Genomic DNA, 16,785 nt, shown 5'->3' on the forward strand with positions numbered 1-16,785 from the left:
GGTGCGTGTACGGCTAATTACACCCGTGTAGTTCACCGAGGTCAAGTCGCGGATACTAAATCCTCAACCGCCTCTTGAACCTTTACGACGCGCCGACGGCGTGTCGCACTGTGATAACGGTCCGTGGGATCGGGCGATGCAGAGCAGTCAGCGACCGGGCTGGGCGATGAACAGCTCGCCGCTCCCCGACACCCGCAGACTTCCCTCTCCGGGGGTGACGAGGACCGCTCCGCCCGGCGCGAGCACGGAGCTCGAGAGGGATGCCGCCCCCTCGACGATCGGCGCGCCGGAGGTCGCGAGCGCGATCGCCGGGCCGTCGAGAGACACGGTCGCGGGCGCCTCGCCCGGCGTCACGGCATAGAGCGCGAAGTCGGCGATCGGCACGTCGTAGGCGCGGACGCCGTCCCCGAGGTCGCGCGGAAGGATGACAGGAGGAAGCCCCGGCGCCGGATCGAGCACGCTCACGAGCTCGGCCGCGTCGACGTGCTTCGGCGTGAGCCCACCCCGCAGCACGTTGTCGCTCGCCGCCATGAGCTCCACGCCGAGTCCCTCCAGGTAGGCGTGCAGCACGCCGGCCGGCACGAAGAGTCCCTCGCCGCGGCGGAGCGTCACGAGGTTCATCAGCAGCGCGACGACGATGCCGGGGTCGCCCGGAAAGCCGGCCTCCAACGTGCGCACGAGGTCGAGCTCCGCGGCGAACTCGTCGGACTCCCCCGACACGGCGGCAGAGATCACGTCGCGGGCGGCGTCTGCGCCGTCCGACAGCAGCCAGCCGATCACCGCTGCGAGGGAGGCATCCGGTTCCGCCAGGCGCTCGGCCAGCGGCGCCGCCCCTTCGCCTAGCCCGGCTATGAGCCGGCGCGAGGCGTTCAGGTCGCGCAGGCCCGCCAGCGCGCGGAACTCCTCGCTCAGCGCCACGATGAGCTCGGGCTTGTGGTTGTCGTCGCGATACGTGCGGTCGGCGGCGTCCCGCGCGATGCCCGCGGCCTCCTCGCGCGCGAAGCCGGCCTCGGCCTGCGCCTTCGAGGGGTGCGCCTGGATCGACAGTGCGGATGCCGCGGCCAGCAGCTTCAGCAGGTAAGGAAGAGGCGCCGGGATGCCGACATCCGATCCGTCCGACGCGATCCACGCGTCCAGGGTGCGGCCGTCCGGGGTCTCGGAGGGATCGCCCGGATGGTCGCCGAACCAGACCTCCGCTTCGGGGCGGCCAGACGGCGCACGCCCCTCCAGCTCGGCGATGAGGGTACCGGAGCCCCAGGCATAGTCACGGGGGGCGTTCGCGAGGGGAATCAGCACGCGGCCAGCCTACCGACGACCCGTGTTTCCAAGGATCGTCGCGGTACCCTGAGTGCGATGGCCGTCTACTCGAAGCACCCGGCGTCGGCTCCGCCGAGCCCGCCGATCCGTGAGAAGACGGGCCACCTCATGCTGCGCGCCTGGTGCATCTTCGTGCTCTTCATGGCGTTCTCGGGCACCGCGTGGATCAACGCGTTCGGTGAACTCGCGACCGCGGTCATCACGATCGGCGGCGGCATCCTCACGGTGATCCTCTGGATCGTGCTGCGCCCGCCGGTGCAGTACCGGCGCCTCCCCTGGTTCGCGCTCGCCTATGTCGCCTGGGCGACGCTGTCGCTGCTGTGGTCGGCCTGGCCCCAGACGACGGCCATCACGCTGCTGCTGCTCTACATCACGACAACGCAGGCCCTCTTCATCGGCAGCGCCCTCACGTGGCGCGAGCTCGTACGTGCGATCGCGTCCGCGCTCAAGTGGGTGATGGCGCTGTCGATCCTGTTCGAACTGTGGGTGTCCGTCTTCATCGGGCAGCCGATCCTCCCCGGCTTCGTCGTGGAGAAGGCCGACGACCCGATCGAGTACTGGTCGCGCAACAACCTGTTCGACGGCGGTCGCCTGCAGGGCATCATGGGCAACGCCAATCTGCTCGGCCCGGTCGCGCTGCTCGCCATCATCGTGTTCGCGATCCGGCTCGCCTCCGGCGCGCCGCGGCGGGCGTTCCTCTGGGTGTGGATCGCGCTGTCGGCGTTCCTGTTCGTGCGCGCGTCCTCCGCCACCGCGTACGTCGCCGCAGCCGCCGTGGTGATCGTGCTGATCACCGTGCTGCTGATGCGCCGCGCCGAGAGGCCGGGAGCGCGCACCAAGTACTACGTGGCCTACGCACTCGTCGGCGTCGGCGGGGCCGTCACGCTCGTGCTCCTGCGCGACAGGATCTTCACCGCCCTCGGCCGCAGCGCCGACCTCACCGGGCGCGAGGGCATCTGGGAGCAGGTGCTCGCACGCACCTCGGAGCGTCCGTGGGTCGGGTGGGGCTTCGCCACCCCGTGGATGACGGCCGACCCCGCCTTCGACGTGCACATCACCGATCACGGGGTGCTCGTGATGCAGGCCCACAACATGTGGATCGACGTCTCGATGCAGTTGGGGATCATCGGCGTCGTCCTGCTCGGACTCGTCTACCTGGCGTTCGTGTGGCGGTCGTGGTTCTTCGCCGTCGACCGTCCCCGCTGGGATCTGCGCGCCGATCGCCCCTACTCCCCCTTGACGCTGCTGCCCACCCTCGTCGGAGCGATCCTCCTCGTGCAGGGCCTCGCCGAGTCGGGCCCGCTGCTGCTGTGGGGATGGCTGCTCGTCGCGATGTTCGGGGCCAAGATCAAGCAGTCGCCCCACGTGGGCGTAGGCCCCGCCGAGCAGACCGCGGCCATCGAGCGCGGCGAGGCGGTCGCGCCCGACGCCCCGGATCCGGCCGCCGTGGGCGATGCCCCCACCCGGCCGCGACACGCAGGACCCGGCGCGTGACCGACTCGCCGCACACCGGCGCAGGCTGGTTCAGCACTCTGCTGGGCTCGGCATCCTTCGCGCGCGCGTACACGCTCACTGTCTTCGGCGCCGTCTTCTCGGCGTTCGTCATCGAGCGGGTCGCCGGACACGTCACCTACGTCACGATCGTCGCATCGCTGTGCCTCATCGGGATCGCTGTCATGGTCGTGCGTCGGCGCGAGATCTCGTTCCTGAGACTCGTGCCCACCAGCGTGATCGTCTTCGTCGGATGGGCGTTCGCGAGCGTCTTCTGGAGCAGCGACTCGGGCAAGTCGTTCTGGAGCTGGGTGTCGCTCCTCGGCGTCGCGTTCCTCGCCGTCGTCATCGGGCACGTGCGGGACACGCTGCAGACGGTGCGCGCACTGGCCGACGTGCTCCGCGTGCTGCTGGCCACCTCGCTCGTCGTCGAGGTGCTGTCCGGCATCCTGCTCGACACCCCCTTCACGTTCCTCGGAGTCCAGGGCGCCATCGCCGAATTCGGGCCCATCCAGGGCATCTTCGGCACGCGCAACCTCCTCGGCTTCGTGGCGATCATCGCGCTCATCACGTTCCTGATCGAGTACCGCACGCAGTCCGTGCGGCCCGGGGTCTCGGTCGCCTCGGTCGTGCTCGCCGGCGGACTCGCCGTCCTCAGCGACTCCCCCACCGTGGTGGTGCTCGCCCTCGCCGTCGGCCTCGCCGTCGCGGCGCTCGCGCTCGTGCGCCACGCGACGCCCGAACGGCGGCCGGCCCTGCAGCTCGCGCTCGGCGCGCTCGTGGTCATCGGCGTCTTCGTCGGCTACGCGGCGCGGCATCCGATCATCGCGCTGCTGGGGGCGGGCTCGGACTTCTCGATGCGCGTCGACCTGTGGAACCGGATGGTCGACATCGTCCGGTTCCGGCCCGTTCAGGGCTGGGGCTGGTTCGGACCGTGGGACCTGCACGAGTTCCCCTTCAACGCCATCAACGCGCTCCTGGGCGAACAGCACGCGACCGGTCTCAACTCCTTCTTCGACGTCACGCTGCAGCTCGGCTGGGTCGGCCTCGTGCTGTTCATCGCACTCGGCGCGCTCGCCCTGGCCCGGTCGTGGCTGGTGGCCGGCGAGCGCCGCTCCGTCGTGTACGCCTGGACGCCGCTCGTGCTCGTCGCGTTGCTCGTCGACTCGATGTTCGAGAGCTTCACCCTCACCGGCCTCGGCTGGCTCATGCTCGTGCTGTGCGCGGTCCGGGCAGGTCAGTCGCGTTCCTGGCGCGAGCGCCTCGACAGCGGAGCGGATGCCGGCGGCCCCGGCGCGGAGGGCGACCAGGGGCTGCCTCACGCCCCGGGAGACCCCCGCCCCCAGGGTTAGCCGAGCCCCGCAGGGTAGGCTTCTACGCGGCCCGACGTCTCGGCGCCTGCCCCTTCTTCCGGAGATCAGCCCGTGAGCCCTGTACCGTCCGCCGCGCAGTTCGACCCCCAGTCCGCGACGATCGCCATCGTCACCTACAACCGGTCGAACCTGCTGACGCGCCTGCTCACGAGCATCGGCGAGATGGATCCGAAGCCCGGCCGCGTCGTCATCATCGACAACGCGTCGACCGACGACACCGGTGAGGTCGTCGAGTCCTTCCGCGAAACCGTTGCGCCCGCCGAGATCGTCTACCGGCGCATGGAGACCAACACCGGCGGCTCAGGTGGCTTCAGCGAGGGCATGCGCGTCGCCTACGAGCTCGGCTCCGAGTGGATCTGGCTCATGGACGACGACGTCGAGGTCCTCCCCGACGGGCTCGCCAAGATGGGCAAGTGGGCGCCGCGCTTCAAGAGCATCCAGGGACGCCGGTACGACTACGACGGAAGCGCGTTCTACTGGCAGTACCGGGTGGCCGAGCCGCTCGGCATCCCGATCCCCTTCGCACCCGCCGAATTCGACGCATCAGGCTACAAGCCGATGAATTCCGGATGCTTCGAGGGCATGTTCATCCACCGCGACATCGTGCAGCAGATCGGCCTGCCCGACCCGCGCTTCTTCATCTACTGGGACGACCAGATGTACGGCTGGCTCGCGTCGCGCAAGACTCAGTCGGTCATCGTGGACGAGTTCGTGCTGCGCCGCACCCGCGAGATCAAGCAGTGGGACATGGGCATCCGCCACATGAACGCATCGAGCAACGCGTACCGCTACTACATCATGCGAAACCGGGCATACATCAAGAAGTACTACCGCTCGCTCGGCGTGTACCGCCCCGTGCCGTTCGCGCTCGGGACGACCCTGACGTTCGGCAAGGAGCTCATCCGCCTGGTGTTCGTCGAGCGCACCGTGCGCGGCACGTCGAACCTGTTCCGGGGGCTGCGCGACGGTCACAAGATCGCGAAGGATGCCTCGTGGCAGCCGATGCCGCCGCTGGAGGCGGCGACCGCTCAGGCTTGAGTTCAGACGCCCGTCGGGTAGTCGGCGTTGTAGCGGTCGAGGACCTCGTCGATCGGTGCGTCCATGGCGAGGCGGTGCTTGTCGAGATAGAGCCCCCGCGTGCAGAACCGGCGCAGGTCCCGCTCACTGTGCGACACGAAGAACAGGGTGCGCCCGTCTGCGAGCAGCTCATCGATGCGCTTGTAGCACTTCTCGCGGAACGCTTTGTCGCCCACGGCGAGCACCTCGTCGACCAGCAGGATGGGCTCTTCCAGCTGCGACACCACCGAGAATGCCAGTCGCACCTTCATGCCGTTGCTCAGGTGCTTGTAGGGGGTGTCCACGAAGTCCTCGAGCTCCGCGAAGTCGATGATCCCGTCGAACCGGCGGGCGACCTCCGACTTTGACATGCCGTGCAGACCTGCTGTGAGCCGGACGTTCTCGCGCACCGTCAGATCGCCGACGAATCCGCCCGTGATCTCGATGAGGGGCGCGACCCCGCCGTTGACCGACACCGTGCCCTCGTCGGAGAGCAGCACGCCTGCGACCAGCTTGAGCAGCGTCGACTTTCCCTGACCGTTGCGCCCCACGACGCCGATCGACTCGCCGGGGCGCACGTCGAAGCTCACGTCGCGGAGGGCCCAGAATTCGCCCGGCTTGGAGCGTCGCGTCGAGTCCGAGAACAGGTCCTTGATGCTGCGGCGTCCTCGCCGGTTACGCCGAAAGCGCACGCCGAGATCCTTCACCTCGATCGCGAGATCAGATGCCGCCATCACAGCTCCTTCAGCACGGGTCGCTCGAGGCGGCGGAATACGAAGATGCCGAGCGCCAGGAAAAGGAACGACATCACGGCGCCGATGCCGATGACCCACGGATCCCACTCGCCGGCGAAGAATCCCACGCGGTAGAGGGCGAAGATTCCGGCGAGGGGGTTGAACGCCGCGAGCGTCTCGAAGACACCGGGCAGGTCCTCCACCCCGTAGATCACCGGCGACGCGTAGAACAGCGCGCGCAGGATCAGCTTGGTGGTGCGCTCGAGGTCGTTCCACAGCACGCACAGGGGGGCGACAAGGAGGCCCAGGCCCACGAGAAGCACGGCCTGCAGGAGGACTGCGACGGGGATCCACACGAGCCCCCAGTTCAACTGCGCCGGATGATCCGTGAAGTACGAGAGGACGACGAACAGCGCCAGCACAGGCAGGGAGCAGAGAAACTCGACACCCTTGCTCAGCACGATCCGATTGACCCAGATCGAGCGCGGAATCGCGGTGGAGCGCACCAGGCGTGCGTCGCGGTTGAATGCCCGCGTGAAGTCGGACACGGACGAGTTGAACCACACCCACGGCAGCAGCGCCGTGATGAGGAAGACGATGTAGGGCTCGTAGCCGACTGTTCGCTGGAAGACCTGGGTGAAGACGAACCAGTAGATGGCGCTCATGACGAGCGGGTCGAGGACCGACCACAGGTAACCCAGCGCGCTGGTCGAATAGCGCACCTTGAGGTCGCGCGCAGACAGCAACCACAGCGAATGCAGGTAGCGCCGGGGCGATCCGGGGGCGCCGACGGCGGCAGTGGTCACAGAAGCGAGTCTATGCGGGCACAGCCGATGGCGTCGAAGCGCAGCACCGCCTGTCGCGACCAGGCGACAGTAGCTCCCTGATGTCAGTCGCCGCCGTGTCCTCGGGCTCGCTCACGTGAGGTGTCGGCGTCGCCACGCAATTAGACTGTCGAAATGCAGAACGGCGAGCGCATGCCCGTTGCCGGCCTCGGCACGCGGGCCGACGGACCGGATGCCACCCTTCTCGAAGCATTCCAGCTGCTCTATTCGTGCGCCGCCCGTGACCTGAATGAGGCGCTGGTCCTGCTCCACGAGTCGGACCGTCGGTGCGCATCGCTCGAGGCAGAACTCGAGCGCTCGCGGAATCGCCGAATCGTGCGGCTGGCAGACAAGCTCGCGCGGAGCTACGGCGACGTGAGACGTCGCGTGCTCAGAGGATCATGACGGAATTTGTACAGCCGCCACTCACACTGGGCGCCTTCCCCTACTACCCGAACAACCCCTGGCAGGATCTGATCTACTCGGATCTGCGTGAGGCGGGGGCGCGGGTCGTCCCGATCGCGGACCTCGAAGATCTCACATGGGTCGACGAAGCTCGGCACCGCGGCGACCGGATCGTCCTGCACGTCAACTGGACCGCGCCCGTCTCCCAAATCGGATCGATCGCGGAAGCGTCCGACCGTGTGGCACGCGCAACGTCGAGCTTGGCTGCGCTCCACCGCACCGGCGTCGTGCTGATCTGGACGGTGCACAACGTGCTTCCGCACGATGCCTCCCACCTGCTTCCCGAGCTTGCCCTCTGCCGAGCGTTGGCGGATGGATCGGACCTGATTACGGTCCCACATGCAGCAGCATCGGCCGCGGTGCAGCCGTGGTACTCGCTTCCGCAGGAGAAGGTCGTCGAGCTTCCGCAGCCAAGCTATGTCGGGCTCTATCCCGACGAGATCACCCAAGAGGCGGCTCGCGAACGGCTGGGCGTCGGCGGTTCGGAGCGCATCATGCTTCTGTTCGGAACGCTCCGTCCATACAAGGGGATCGAGGAGGCTGTCGCGGCCATGCGGGCCGTGCGGGCTCAGGCACCCGACACTCGATTGCTCATCACGGGGGAGATCGGGCCAGGCTACGACATCGCCACCCTTGAGCGAATCACTGCCGGCGTCGACGGCGTAGACCTTCATGTCGGCTATGTCGGGGCGTCGGAGGTCCAGTATTGGATGCGAGCCGCGGACGCCATGCTGCTGCCGTACCGGGCCGGCCTCAACTCGGGCGTGCTTCTGCTGGCCGCCGGCTTCGGGCTGCCGGTCATCATGAGCGAGAGCGACATGTCGCTCGGATACACCGACACGCCATGGGTTCATGTCATTCCGCGCGGTCTCCCGCTCTCCGAGGGTGTGGTCGACGGGCTCCGGCGGTTCGCCGCGTCAGACCCACAGGGAGCAGCCCTGGAGGCGGCGAAGGCGGCTGAGCCTGCGCGCATGAGCAAGCTGTTCGCCTCACAGGTGCGCAGCGTGCTCGGGCGCGCATCCGACGGCATGAGCGGAAGACAATCCCAATCCCGCGCATCCTGACCCATCGTCGCGGGGCGAAGTCCGCCCGTATCAGCCCACGCGGAGCCTCATCGTACGCACGGCAGCCCGCATGGCAGCCCGCAAAACGCGGACGGGGGCGGCGAACATCCGCGAGATGCGGTAGGGCCTGCTCATCAGGATCATCCGAAGCTCGCCGGAGGCGCGCGCGTAACGCGCCTCGGCTTCTGCACGCAGCGCGTCGCTCGCTTCGATGCGCCTCCGGGCGTCCTTTGCGAACTCGCGCGCGTCGCGAGCCTCCGTCGCTGCGATCACGCGCTCGTGCTCGATCGCGAGAACGGCTCGGGCCACCCGTGCAGCGCCCTCTAGCTCTGCGTCCGAGTACGCCTCGTCGTCGGTGTCGTCCAGGGCCGCACGGAGGACCTCCGGGTGGCGCACGTCCGGCTCGAGCAAGATCTCGGCGAGTCTGTTCACCAGCCACTCATCGACGGGGACGTCATCCGGTGCCCCTTCCGCGGAGAGGGGATGACGATACAGGTAGACCTCCTCGAGTACACCGGCCTTCAGGAAGCGGTAGTCACGCATGCCGTGGTGCCGCGGGCTCGGAGTGAGGGCGGGATTGGCGTCGTAGGCGCGGCCGGAGATTGCGACCTTGTTCGCGAACTGGTCAAACGACCGCCAGGGGAAGTGCAGACTCTCCAGCCGAAGATCCTCCGGCAGATCTCCGCCACTGGCGATGCTCACGAAGTGATTGCCCTGCGACACGCGGATGTCCGGGTCGCCGATGTGGATGGCATCCTGCGTCGCGTGCGCCAGGAGCCCTGCCCGGTCATAGAGCGTCTCCTCTGGACGGAGGTCTCGTCGGGTCAGCCGGCGAAGGCCGCTTCCGTGACGCGCAGGGCGACCAGTCATGTCGATGACGGGTACGCTCGCGGAGCCGAGGCTCCGCGGTAGACGTTCGAACAGCTCCTTGAGGTTCAGGCCCCGGTCCACAGGAACGAAGAACTCGTCGGCGTCCGCGTTGATGACCCAGTCCGCACCGAACTCGGTGTACGCGCGGCGCGCCATCTCCGTCACCCGCTCGGACTGATTCTTGTCATGCACCGGATGGTCCATCACGATGACGCGGGGGTCGTCTTCGTAGGCCGCCAGAAGATCGCGGGTTCCGTCGACCGACGCGTTGTCGGTGACGAGAAGCACGTCGATACCCGCGTGGAGATGATATTCGATCATCGGGACGACGATGTCCTGTTCGTCGCGGACCATCATCGTCATCGCCAGAAGCACATCAGTACCTTACGGGATTCACAGCCAGTACTCAGCATTACGGTCACCGGTCGGATGGATCGACGAGCCGCGCCTCCGCGTAGACCGTTCCCGAGAGACGATCGTCGACCGGGACGAAGAAGTGCGTCGCCTGCCACAGCACATCGAGCCGGCGCTGGTCGGCGTCTAGGACATCCGCGTTGACGAAGTACTGGCCGCCTCCGAACGTGATGCGCGGGATCAGGTACTCGACCGTCGTCACACCCGCACCGACTGGCTGATGGGACCCTCCAAGACGACGGGCGCCCGTGCCGAAGACCTGCTGACCGGTCGGGGTGTCGATGCTGAAGGTCGTATACCACTCGTCGTGAGGATTCGAATGATCGACGTCGATCTGGACGATGATGTCGTCGCCGGGCCGAACATCCTTCGTCAGTTCACCGGCGGCGTTGAGTACTCGCACCGCGCGGATGGCCGAGATCTTTCGCTCGACATCCGAACTCTCGCCTTCGGCGGAGCGCTTGCGCTTGCCTTCGAGGATCTCGCGATGGATCTTCGTCGCGTCCGCGGCCGACCCCACGAAGGCGACCTCGCCGTTGCGCAGGACCACGCCCTGGTCGCACACATCCATCACCTGGCTTGCGGAGTGCGACACAAGAATGATCGTGCGCCCTTCCCGCTGGAATTGTCGAATCTTGTCCATGCACTTGCGCTGAAAGGCCTCGTCGCCGACCGCGAGCACCTCATCGACCAACAGGATGTCCGGATCGGTGTGCACGGCAACGGCGAATGCGAGTCGCACATACATGCCCGACGAGTAGAACTTCACCTGCGTGTCGATGAAGTCGCCGATCTCGGAGAAGGCGACGATGCTGTCGAACTGCGCGTCGGTCTCTTCCTTCGAGAGCCCGAGGATCGAGGCGTTCAGGTACACGTTGTCGCGACCCGAGAGGTCGGGGTGGAACCCTGCACCGAGCTCGAGTAGCGCGGCGAGGCGCCCGCGGCGCAGCACGCGTCCCTCCGACGGGTCAATAATCCCGCCGATAATCTTGAGCAGCGTGCTCTTGCCCGAGCCGTTCGGGCCCATCAAACCGATCGAAGTGCCCGCAGGGATGCGGACCGATACGTGCTTCAGGGAGTCAAAGACTTCTTGATGGGCGCGACCGCGGCGGCCGAGCGTCACGATCCGCTCTTTGAGCGAGTTGTCCCGGCGCATAACGAAGCGCTTGGACACGTCCTCGATGATAACGACGTCCGGGCCTGTCTGGTTGGTGTTGTCGGTGGTCATGGACATGTCAGAGCTCCTGAGCGAAGTTGCCCTGCAGCCGGGCGAAAATGCGTTGGCAGACCCACACCAGCACGAATCCGACGACGATGGCGATCAGCATGCGCACGCCGAGCCCGTCGGGGTAGTCCGCGGCGGAGCCGCTTGTCCAGAAGGCCTTGTGGAACCCGAGCACAGCGAGGGTCAGTGGGCTGTTGGTATAGATCCCGAGCAACCATGCCGGGAAGCCGAAGCTCGTGAAGACCTGGTGCACCATGGTCCAGCCGTACACGATCGGCGAAGCCCACATCGCGAGCATCAGGAGCACCTGGGTGAGGTACTGAACATCACGAAGGTAGACGTTGAGCGCGGACAGCAACAGTCCCAGCGCGGTGCCATAGACCAGGATGATCACCACGGACGGTACCGCGTAGAGGATGTCGGGCCAGACCGGGGGCACGCCGAACAGAAGGCAAGCGGCGATCAGAACGAGAAGCTGCACGCCGAAAGTAAACAGCGCGGCCCCGACGCTCGACAGGGGGAACACCTCGCGCGGCACGTAGACCTTCCGCACCAGCCCGGAGTTCGCGACGATCGACCCCGTCGCGCCGGACAGGGTCTCGGAGAAGAGCCCGTAGATGGTCAGACCCGAGAAGATGTAGATCGCGAAGTTGTCGATCCCGCGCGCCGCGCCGAGAAACTGCCCCATCACGACGTAGTAGACCGTGAGCTGGACGATCGGGTTGATCAGGGTCCAGAGCAGGCCCAGGACGCTGTCCTTATAGCGCGCCTTGATATCCCGGCGGACGAGCAGTGCAAGCAACTGGCGGTGCCCGAGGACATCCCGCAGCGAGGCCCACATCCCGAACACGCCGGTCTGCCCCGAAGAGACCGGCGTCAGCGACTCGGATCCGAGTCGCGCGAACCGCTGTGCGGCGCTTTCAGTCACCGGAATCCATCACTCTCTACCACGAACAAACAGCGACCAACTATACCCTGCGGGTAATGCTCCAAGCCTGGACGCTTTCCGTGTTCGGACAGGCCTGTCTGCTAGCATCGGCGCGGGTTTCGGGCAGGGAGAATCGTTTGAGTAAGCCGTCCAGCGGGGTCGTTTCCGTCGTCATCGTCAACTTCCGAGGAGCCGATGACACCATCACCTGCATCGAACACCTCGAACAGGTCGAGTGGCCCCGCGAGCTGCTCGAGATCGTCGTCGTCGAGAACGGCTCAGGCGACGACAGCTACGAGCGACTGCGCCGCCTCGGCGACCGGATCACCCTGATCAGGTCGAAGAAGAACCTCGGGTTCACGGGCGGCTCGAACCTGGGTGCACGTCACGCCAAGGGCGAGTTCGTCGCCTTCCTCAACAACGACTCCCGCCCCCACCCGCAATGGATCGCGCAAGGCGTGCAGCCCTTCCACACCAGCCTGCAGATCGCCGCCGTGGCGAGCAAGGTGCTCGACTGGGACGGGAAGCACATCGACTTCGTTGGTGGCGAGGTCACTTGGTTCGGCATGGGCTTTAAGTCTCATGTGACCGAACAGGACACTGGCGCGTTCGACGCGCCGCGCGACATCCTCTTCGGAACGGGCTCCGCACTGTTCGTGCGCGCCGCGGTCTTCGAGGAGGTGGGCGGCTTCGACGAGCGTCTCTTCATGTTCTACGACGACGTCGACCTCGGGTGGCGACTGAACCTCCTGGGCTACCGGGTGCGATTCGCCCCGGATTCCGTCGTGTTCCACAAGCATCACGGGTCGATGCGAAGCTTCGGCGCGTATCGCGAGATGTACCTGCTGGAGCGCAACGCCCTCATCCTTCTCTTCAAGAACCTCGACGATGAGAACCTCGCCCGCTTCCTGCCCGGCGCCCTTGCACTCGCCGCGCGCCGCTCCGTCGCCAAGAGCGGACTGGACTCGACGCAGTTCGACATCCGCGCCTTCACCGGCGCTGCGGACGAGTTCGACCCGACCACCCCGGTCGACAAGGAGGCACTGGCCGGCCTTTTCGCGATCGACCAGTTCGTCGAACTCCTTCCCGAGCTAGCGGCGGAGCGTTCGCGCCTGCAGTCGCAACGGACGGTGCGGGATTCCGACCTTTTCCCGATGTTCGGCGACATGGGAACGCCGCTGTACCACAGCCCCCGCTACATCGACGGACTGCGCCGCATCATGAACGCGCTCGACATCCGCACGCCCGCGCGTCGCGTCCGCGTGCTCGTGGTGACCGGCGACTCGCTCGGCGAGAAGATGGCCGGTCCCGCGATCCGCGCCTGGCGCATCAGCGAACGTCTGGCTGACGCCGCGGATGTGCGCCTGGTCACCTGGAACGCCGCCAAGCGCAAGTCTAAGACGTTCCGTGTCGATCACGTCGATGTGCACGACAACGCGGCGATGCACGAGCACGAGAAGTGGGCCGACGTGGTCCTGGTGCAGGGGTACGCACTCCACCACTTCCACTGTCTCGCCGTGACCAGGAAGATCCTCGTGGCCGATCTCTACGACCCGATGCATCTCGAACAGCTGGAGCAGGGGCGTGACCACGGATTCGACCGCTGGCAGAACCAGATCGCCTCGGCGACCGCGGTGCTCAATCAGCAGATCGCCCGCGCGGACTTCTTCATCTGCGCGACGGAGAAGCAGCGCGCGTTCTGGCTCGGACAGCTCGCCGCCCTCGGACGCGTGAACGCCCTCACCTACGAGGCAGACAACTCGCTCGAGGACCTGATCGCGATCGTCCCGTTCGGCCTGGAGGACGAGGTCCCCGAACAGACGCGCCACGCCATCAAGGGCACCATGCCGGGGATCGGCCCCGACGACAAGGTGATCCTCTGGGGCGGTGGCATCTACAACTGGTTCGACACCGCCACGCTCATCCGCGCCATGCGCAAGGTCGCCGACCGGCACCCCGACGCGAAGCTCTTCTTCCTCGGAGTGACCCACCCGAACCCCGACGTCCCAGAAATGGCAATCGTCACCGAGACGCGGCGTCTGGCCGACGAGCTCGGCCTCACCGACAAGAACGTCTTCTTCAATCGCGAATGGGTCGCCCTTGACGATCGCCACAACTACCTTCTCGACGCGGATGCTGGTGTGAGCACGCACTACGAGCACGTCGAGACGACGTTCTCCTTCCGCACGCGCATCCTCGACTACCTCTGGGCGGGCCTTCCGATGGTCACGACCCGCGGTGACAGCTTCGCCGACCTGATCGCGACGGCGCCGCTGGGCGTCACGGTGCCGGAACAGGACGTCGATGCTCTGGCGGCGGCCATCGAGAAAGTGCTGTACGACGAAGACTTCCAGGCTCTCGCGAAACGACAGGTGGCCTCGGCGCGCGAAGACTTCACGTGGGACCGCGTGCTGGCGCCCCTCGTCCAGTTCTGCGTGTCGCCGCGACGGGCCCCCGACCGCCTCTTGGCAGGCGACCAGAAGGTCGAGCAGTGGATCCATCGCCCTGCGCGCGTCGACGCGCTTCGCGCACTGCCGCCCGGCCTGGGGCGCAACACACGGCTCGCGATGTACTACCTCCGCTCCGAGGGGATCAACGGCCTCGGCACCCGCATGCAGCGCTGGCTGTCACGCTGATCGTCGCGGACACGGCATCTACCGGGCCATCGCCAGCGGGTTGCCGCACACGACTCCCGGGTGCCTTCCCTTGCGTCGGGGCGCCGGGCGAACGTCGGCGCGACGGAGCTGACGTCGAGAGCCCAGACGTCGGCCGACGCTCCCCTTGCACGAGGCGGCGGCACGACGGAGCGTAACAGCGCTCGGCGTTTGCCGGCGGACAATGCGCGGCCGACCCTCGGTAGGCACCGGGAACGACTCCCCCTCCCACGCCGCCGAGGCAGACCGAGGGAGGGCGGACGTTCGCGAGAGGCTCAGGCGAACTGGTTGTTCCACATCGACAGCGCCGCGCCGATCGCCATGTGCATGTCGAGGTACTGATAGGTGCCAAGGCGCCCGCCGAAGTAGACGTCGGCCTCCCCCTTGCCGAGCTCGCGGTACGCCAGCAGACCCGCGCGGTCCTCCGGTGTGTTGACCGGGTAATAAGGCTCGTCATCGCGCCCCGCGAAGCGCGAGAACTCGCGCATGATGACCGTCTTGTCCTTGGGGTAGCGGTCCTCGCGCTCGGGGTGGAAGTGCCGGAACTCGTGGATGCGGGTGTAGGGAACGTCCGCGTCGGCGTAGTTCATGACCGAGGTGCCCTGGAAGTCCCCGACCTGCAGCACCTCCTCCTCGAGGTCGATCGTGCGCCACGAGAGGGCACCCTCGGCGTAGTCGAAGTAGCGGTCGACCGGACCGGTGTAGACGATCGGCAGCTGGCCGACGGTGGCCTTCTTATTGAGCGGTTGCGATTCGTCGAAGAAGTCGGTGCTGAGCCTGACCTCGATGTTCGGGTGGTCGCCCATCCGCTCGAGCCAGGCGGTGTAGCCGTCGGTCGGGAGCCCCTCCCATGTGTCGTTGAAGTACCGGTTATCGTAGTTGTAGCGAACGGGCAGCCGGCTGATGACCTCTGCAGGGAGCTCCTTCGGATCGGTCTGCCACTGCTTGCCCGTGTAGTCCCGGATGAACGCCTCGTACAGCGGGCGCCCGATGAGCGCGATGCCCTTCTCCTCGAGGTTCGCGGCGTCGTTGGCCTCGAACTCCCCCGCGAGCTCATGGACGAGTTCGCGGGCCTCGTCGGGCGTGTACGCGGCCTGGAAGAACTGGTTGATCGTCCCGAGGTTGATGGGGAGCGGGTACACGACGCCCTTGTGGTTCGTGTACACGCGGTGGACGTAGTTCGTGAACGTCGTGAAGCGGTTGGCGTACTCCCATACGGTCCGGTTCGAGGTGTGGAAGAGGTGCGCGCCGTACTTGTGCACCTCGATCCCGGTCTCGGGCTCGAACTCGCTGTAGGCGTTCCCCCCGATGTGCGGCCGACGATCGATCACTGTCACCTTGCGACCGGCCGCGGCAGCGCGTTCTGCGACGGTGAGCCCAAAGAAGCCGGAGCCGACGATGAGAAGATCCATGGAGATGTTGAGTCCTGTCAGTGGTCGCGAATGAAGAGAACGGGCAGGTCAGGAGAAGATGTGGCGAGCGAGCGCGGACGGCGAGCCGCCCTTCGTCATCGCCTTCGGCAGCAGCGAGGCGGCGTTCAGGCGAGAGGTGATGTGCGTTCGCGCCGCGCCGGCCGCCTTCTTCCAGCCCATGCCGGCGAACCGCTCGGCCTCGCCCTCGAAGAATCGGCGCTCCTCATCGAAGCGACGGCCGTCGAGCGCCCGCACTGACGAGTCCGACTGCGAGTGTCGCCGGTACGAGAACACCTTCTCTGGGAAGACGATCATCCGCCCACCGGACGCGGTGATGTCGAGGATCAGCGCGAGATCCTGGACGACGTCAAGGCCCTGACGGAAGCCGATCGCCCGCACCGTCGTGGTGCGCCACGCAAGCGACGGGAAGTAGGCCCAGTTCGCGCGCAGCAGGCTGGCAGCGAGCGGCTCGCCGCTCACGACGATCCCACCTGCGGGCGGCTTGAGCGACAGCATCCGCTTCAGCCTGTCGGCGAGCGGGAGCACCACCGTCCCATTCTCGTCGATGACGTTCACACCGGGCTGGACGACGTCCACGTCGGGTGTCTCGATGGCGGCGACGACCGACTCGATGTAGTCATGCCCCATCACGTCGTCGGCCCCCATCATCACGAACCAATCGGCGGTGACGAGGTCGACGGCCTTGCGATAGTTGCCGTTGGCTCCCAGGTTGACCTCGTTGCGCTGGTACGCGACCCGCGGGTCCGAGATGTCGCCGAACCACCGCGCAGGTTCCGGGTCCGGATAGCCGTCGTCGATCACGACGAGACGCCAATGCGGGTAGGTCTGCGAGAGGACGCTCTCGACAGCGAGCTTCATCTGGTCGACGTCGCCGTAGTACGGCAACATCACGTCGACGGTAACCGTCAAGATCATTCCTTTCTCACGGGGCCAGGGC

General features: G+C 66.7%; 14 protein-coding genes. 6 read left to right on the forward strand and 8 right to left on the reverse strand.

Features of this window, described 5'->3' with window-relative positions; translation table 11 throughout:
• Nucleotides 1–147: 147 nt before the first annotated feature.
• Nucleotides 148–1,296 (reverse strand): mannose-6-phosphate isomerase, class I, encoded by a 1,149-nt coding sequence (gene manA / locus ACTHNQ_RS01170; RefSeq protein WP_440330612.1) that lies wholly within the window; start codon nt 1,294–1,296, stop codon nt 148–150.
• Nucleotides 1,297–1,353: 57 nt separating this feature from the next.
• On the opposite strand from manA, the gene ACTHNQ_RS01175 reads away from it, so the two are divergent.
• The 3 genes from ACTHNQ_RS01175 (at nt 1,354) to ACTHNQ_RS01185 (ending at nt 5,219) form a co-directional block, all read left to right on the forward strand.
• Nucleotides 1,354–2,811 carry an O-antigen ligase family protein gene (locus ACTHNQ_RS01175; protein ID WP_440330613.1) on the forward strand — a complete coding sequence of 486 codons (1,458 nt, stop codon included), beginning with the start codon at nt 1,354–1,356 and terminating at the stop codon, nt 2,809–2,811.
• Nucleotides 2,808–4,160, forward strand: coding sequence for an O-antigen ligase family protein (locus tag ACTHNQ_RS01180; protein WP_440330614.1), 1,353 nt, complete (start codon nt 2,808–2,810; stop codon nt 4,158–4,160). Before ACTHNQ_RS01175 ends, ACTHNQ_RS01180 begins: the two co-directional genes overlap by 4 nt.
• 72 nt (nt 4,161–4,232) lie before the next feature.
• Nucleotides 4,233–5,219, forward strand: coding sequence for a glycosyltransferase family 2 protein (locus ACTHNQ_RS01185; RefSeq protein WP_440330615.1), 987 nt, complete (start codon nt 4,233–4,235; stop codon nt 5,217–5,219).
• Between the two features lie 2 nt (nt 5,220–5,221).
• On the opposite strand, the gene ACTHNQ_RS01190 is transcribed toward ACTHNQ_RS01185, so the two are convergent.
• Together ACTHNQ_RS01190 and ACTHNQ_RS01195 are read right to left on the reverse strand one after the other, a co-directional pair.
• Entirely contained in the window at nt 5,222–5,971 is a 750-nt protein-coding gene (locus ACTHNQ_RS01190; protein ID WP_440330616.1) for an ABC transporter ATP-binding protein, read from the reverse strand.
• Entirely contained in the window at nt 5,971–6,777 is an 807-nt protein-coding gene (locus ACTHNQ_RS01195; RefSeq protein ID WP_440330617.1) for an ABC transporter permease, read from the reverse strand. Before ACTHNQ_RS01195 ends, ACTHNQ_RS01190 begins: the two co-directional genes overlap by 1 nt.
• A gap of 153 nt (nt 6,778–6,930) precedes the next feature.
• Between ACTHNQ_RS01195 and ACTHNQ_RS01200 the strand changes: the two genes are divergently transcribed.
• Both ACTHNQ_RS01200 and ACTHNQ_RS01205 read left to right on the forward strand, forming a co-directional pair.
• On the forward strand, nt 6,931–7,200 hold the full coding sequence (locus ACTHNQ_RS01200; protein ID WP_440330618.1) for a hypothetical protein: 270 nt from the start codon (nt 6,931–6,933) through the stop codon (nt 7,198–7,200).
• Nucleotides 7,197–8,324: a glycosyltransferase gene (locus ACTHNQ_RS01205; RefSeq protein ID WP_440330619.1), complete on the forward strand. Its 1,128-nt coding sequence runs from the start codon at nt 7,197–7,199 to the stop codon at nt 8,322–8,324. Before ACTHNQ_RS01200 ends, ACTHNQ_RS01205 begins: the two co-directional genes overlap by 4 nt.
• A gap of 30 nt (nt 8,325–8,354) precedes the next feature.
• Here ACTHNQ_RS01205 and ACTHNQ_RS01210 read toward each other — a convergent pair whose 3' ends face one another.
• From ACTHNQ_RS01210 to ACTHNQ_RS01220, 3 genes are read right to left on the reverse strand one after another with little or no spacing between them, the layout of a single operon-like run.
• A complete protein-coding gene (locus tag ACTHNQ_RS01210) occupies nt 8,355–9,569 on the reverse strand; it encodes a glycosyltransferase family 2 protein (protein ID WP_440330620.1) in 1,215 nt (404 codons plus the stop codon).
• 43 nt (nt 9,570–9,612) lie between these two features.
• Nucleotides 9,613–10,842, reverse strand: coding sequence for an ABC transporter ATP-binding protein (locus ACTHNQ_RS01215; protein ID WP_440330621.1), 1,230 nt, complete (start codon nt 10,840–10,842; stop codon nt 9,613–9,615).
• A 1-nt stretch (nt 10,843) separates the two neighbouring features.
• Nucleotides 10,844–11,761: an ABC transporter permease gene (locus tag ACTHNQ_RS01220; RefSeq protein WP_440330622.1), complete on the reverse strand. Its 918-nt coding sequence runs from the start codon at nt 11,759–11,761 to the stop codon at nt 10,844–10,846.
• A 137-nt stretch (nt 11,762–11,898) separates the two neighbouring features.
• On the opposite strand from ACTHNQ_RS01220, the gene ACTHNQ_RS01225 reads away from it, so the two are divergent.
• Nucleotides 11,899–14,397 carry a glycosyltransferase gene (locus tag ACTHNQ_RS01225; protein ID WP_440330623.1) on the forward strand — a complete coding sequence of 833 codons (2,499 nt, stop codon included), beginning with the start codon at nt 11,899–11,901 and terminating at the stop codon, nt 14,395–14,397.
• Nucleotides 14,398–14,690: 293 nt separating this feature from the next.
• Here ACTHNQ_RS01225 and glf read toward each other — a convergent pair whose 3' ends face one another.
• Nucleotides 14,691–15,827 carry a UDP-galactopyranose mutase gene (gene glf / locus ACTHNQ_RS01230; RefSeq protein ID WP_440330624.1) on the reverse strand — a complete coding sequence of 379 codons (1,137 nt, stop codon included), beginning with the start codon at nt 15,825–15,827 and terminating at the stop codon, nt 14,691–14,693.
• A gap of 48 nt (nt 15,828–15,875) precedes the next feature.
• The gene (locus tag ACTHNQ_RS01235; RefSeq protein WP_440330625.1) at nt 15,876–16,757 is read right to left on the reverse strand and encodes a glycosyltransferase family 2 protein; all 882 of its coding nucleotides are present in this window, start codon (nt 16,755–16,757) and stop codon (nt 15,876–15,878) included.
• Between the last annotated feature and the right edge of the window lie 28 nt (nt 16,758–16,785).

This window comes from Microbacterium sp. (assembly GCF_051953575.1).
Classification (GTDB): Bacteria; Actinomycetota; Actinomycetes; order Actinomycetales; family Microbacteriaceae; genus Microbacterium.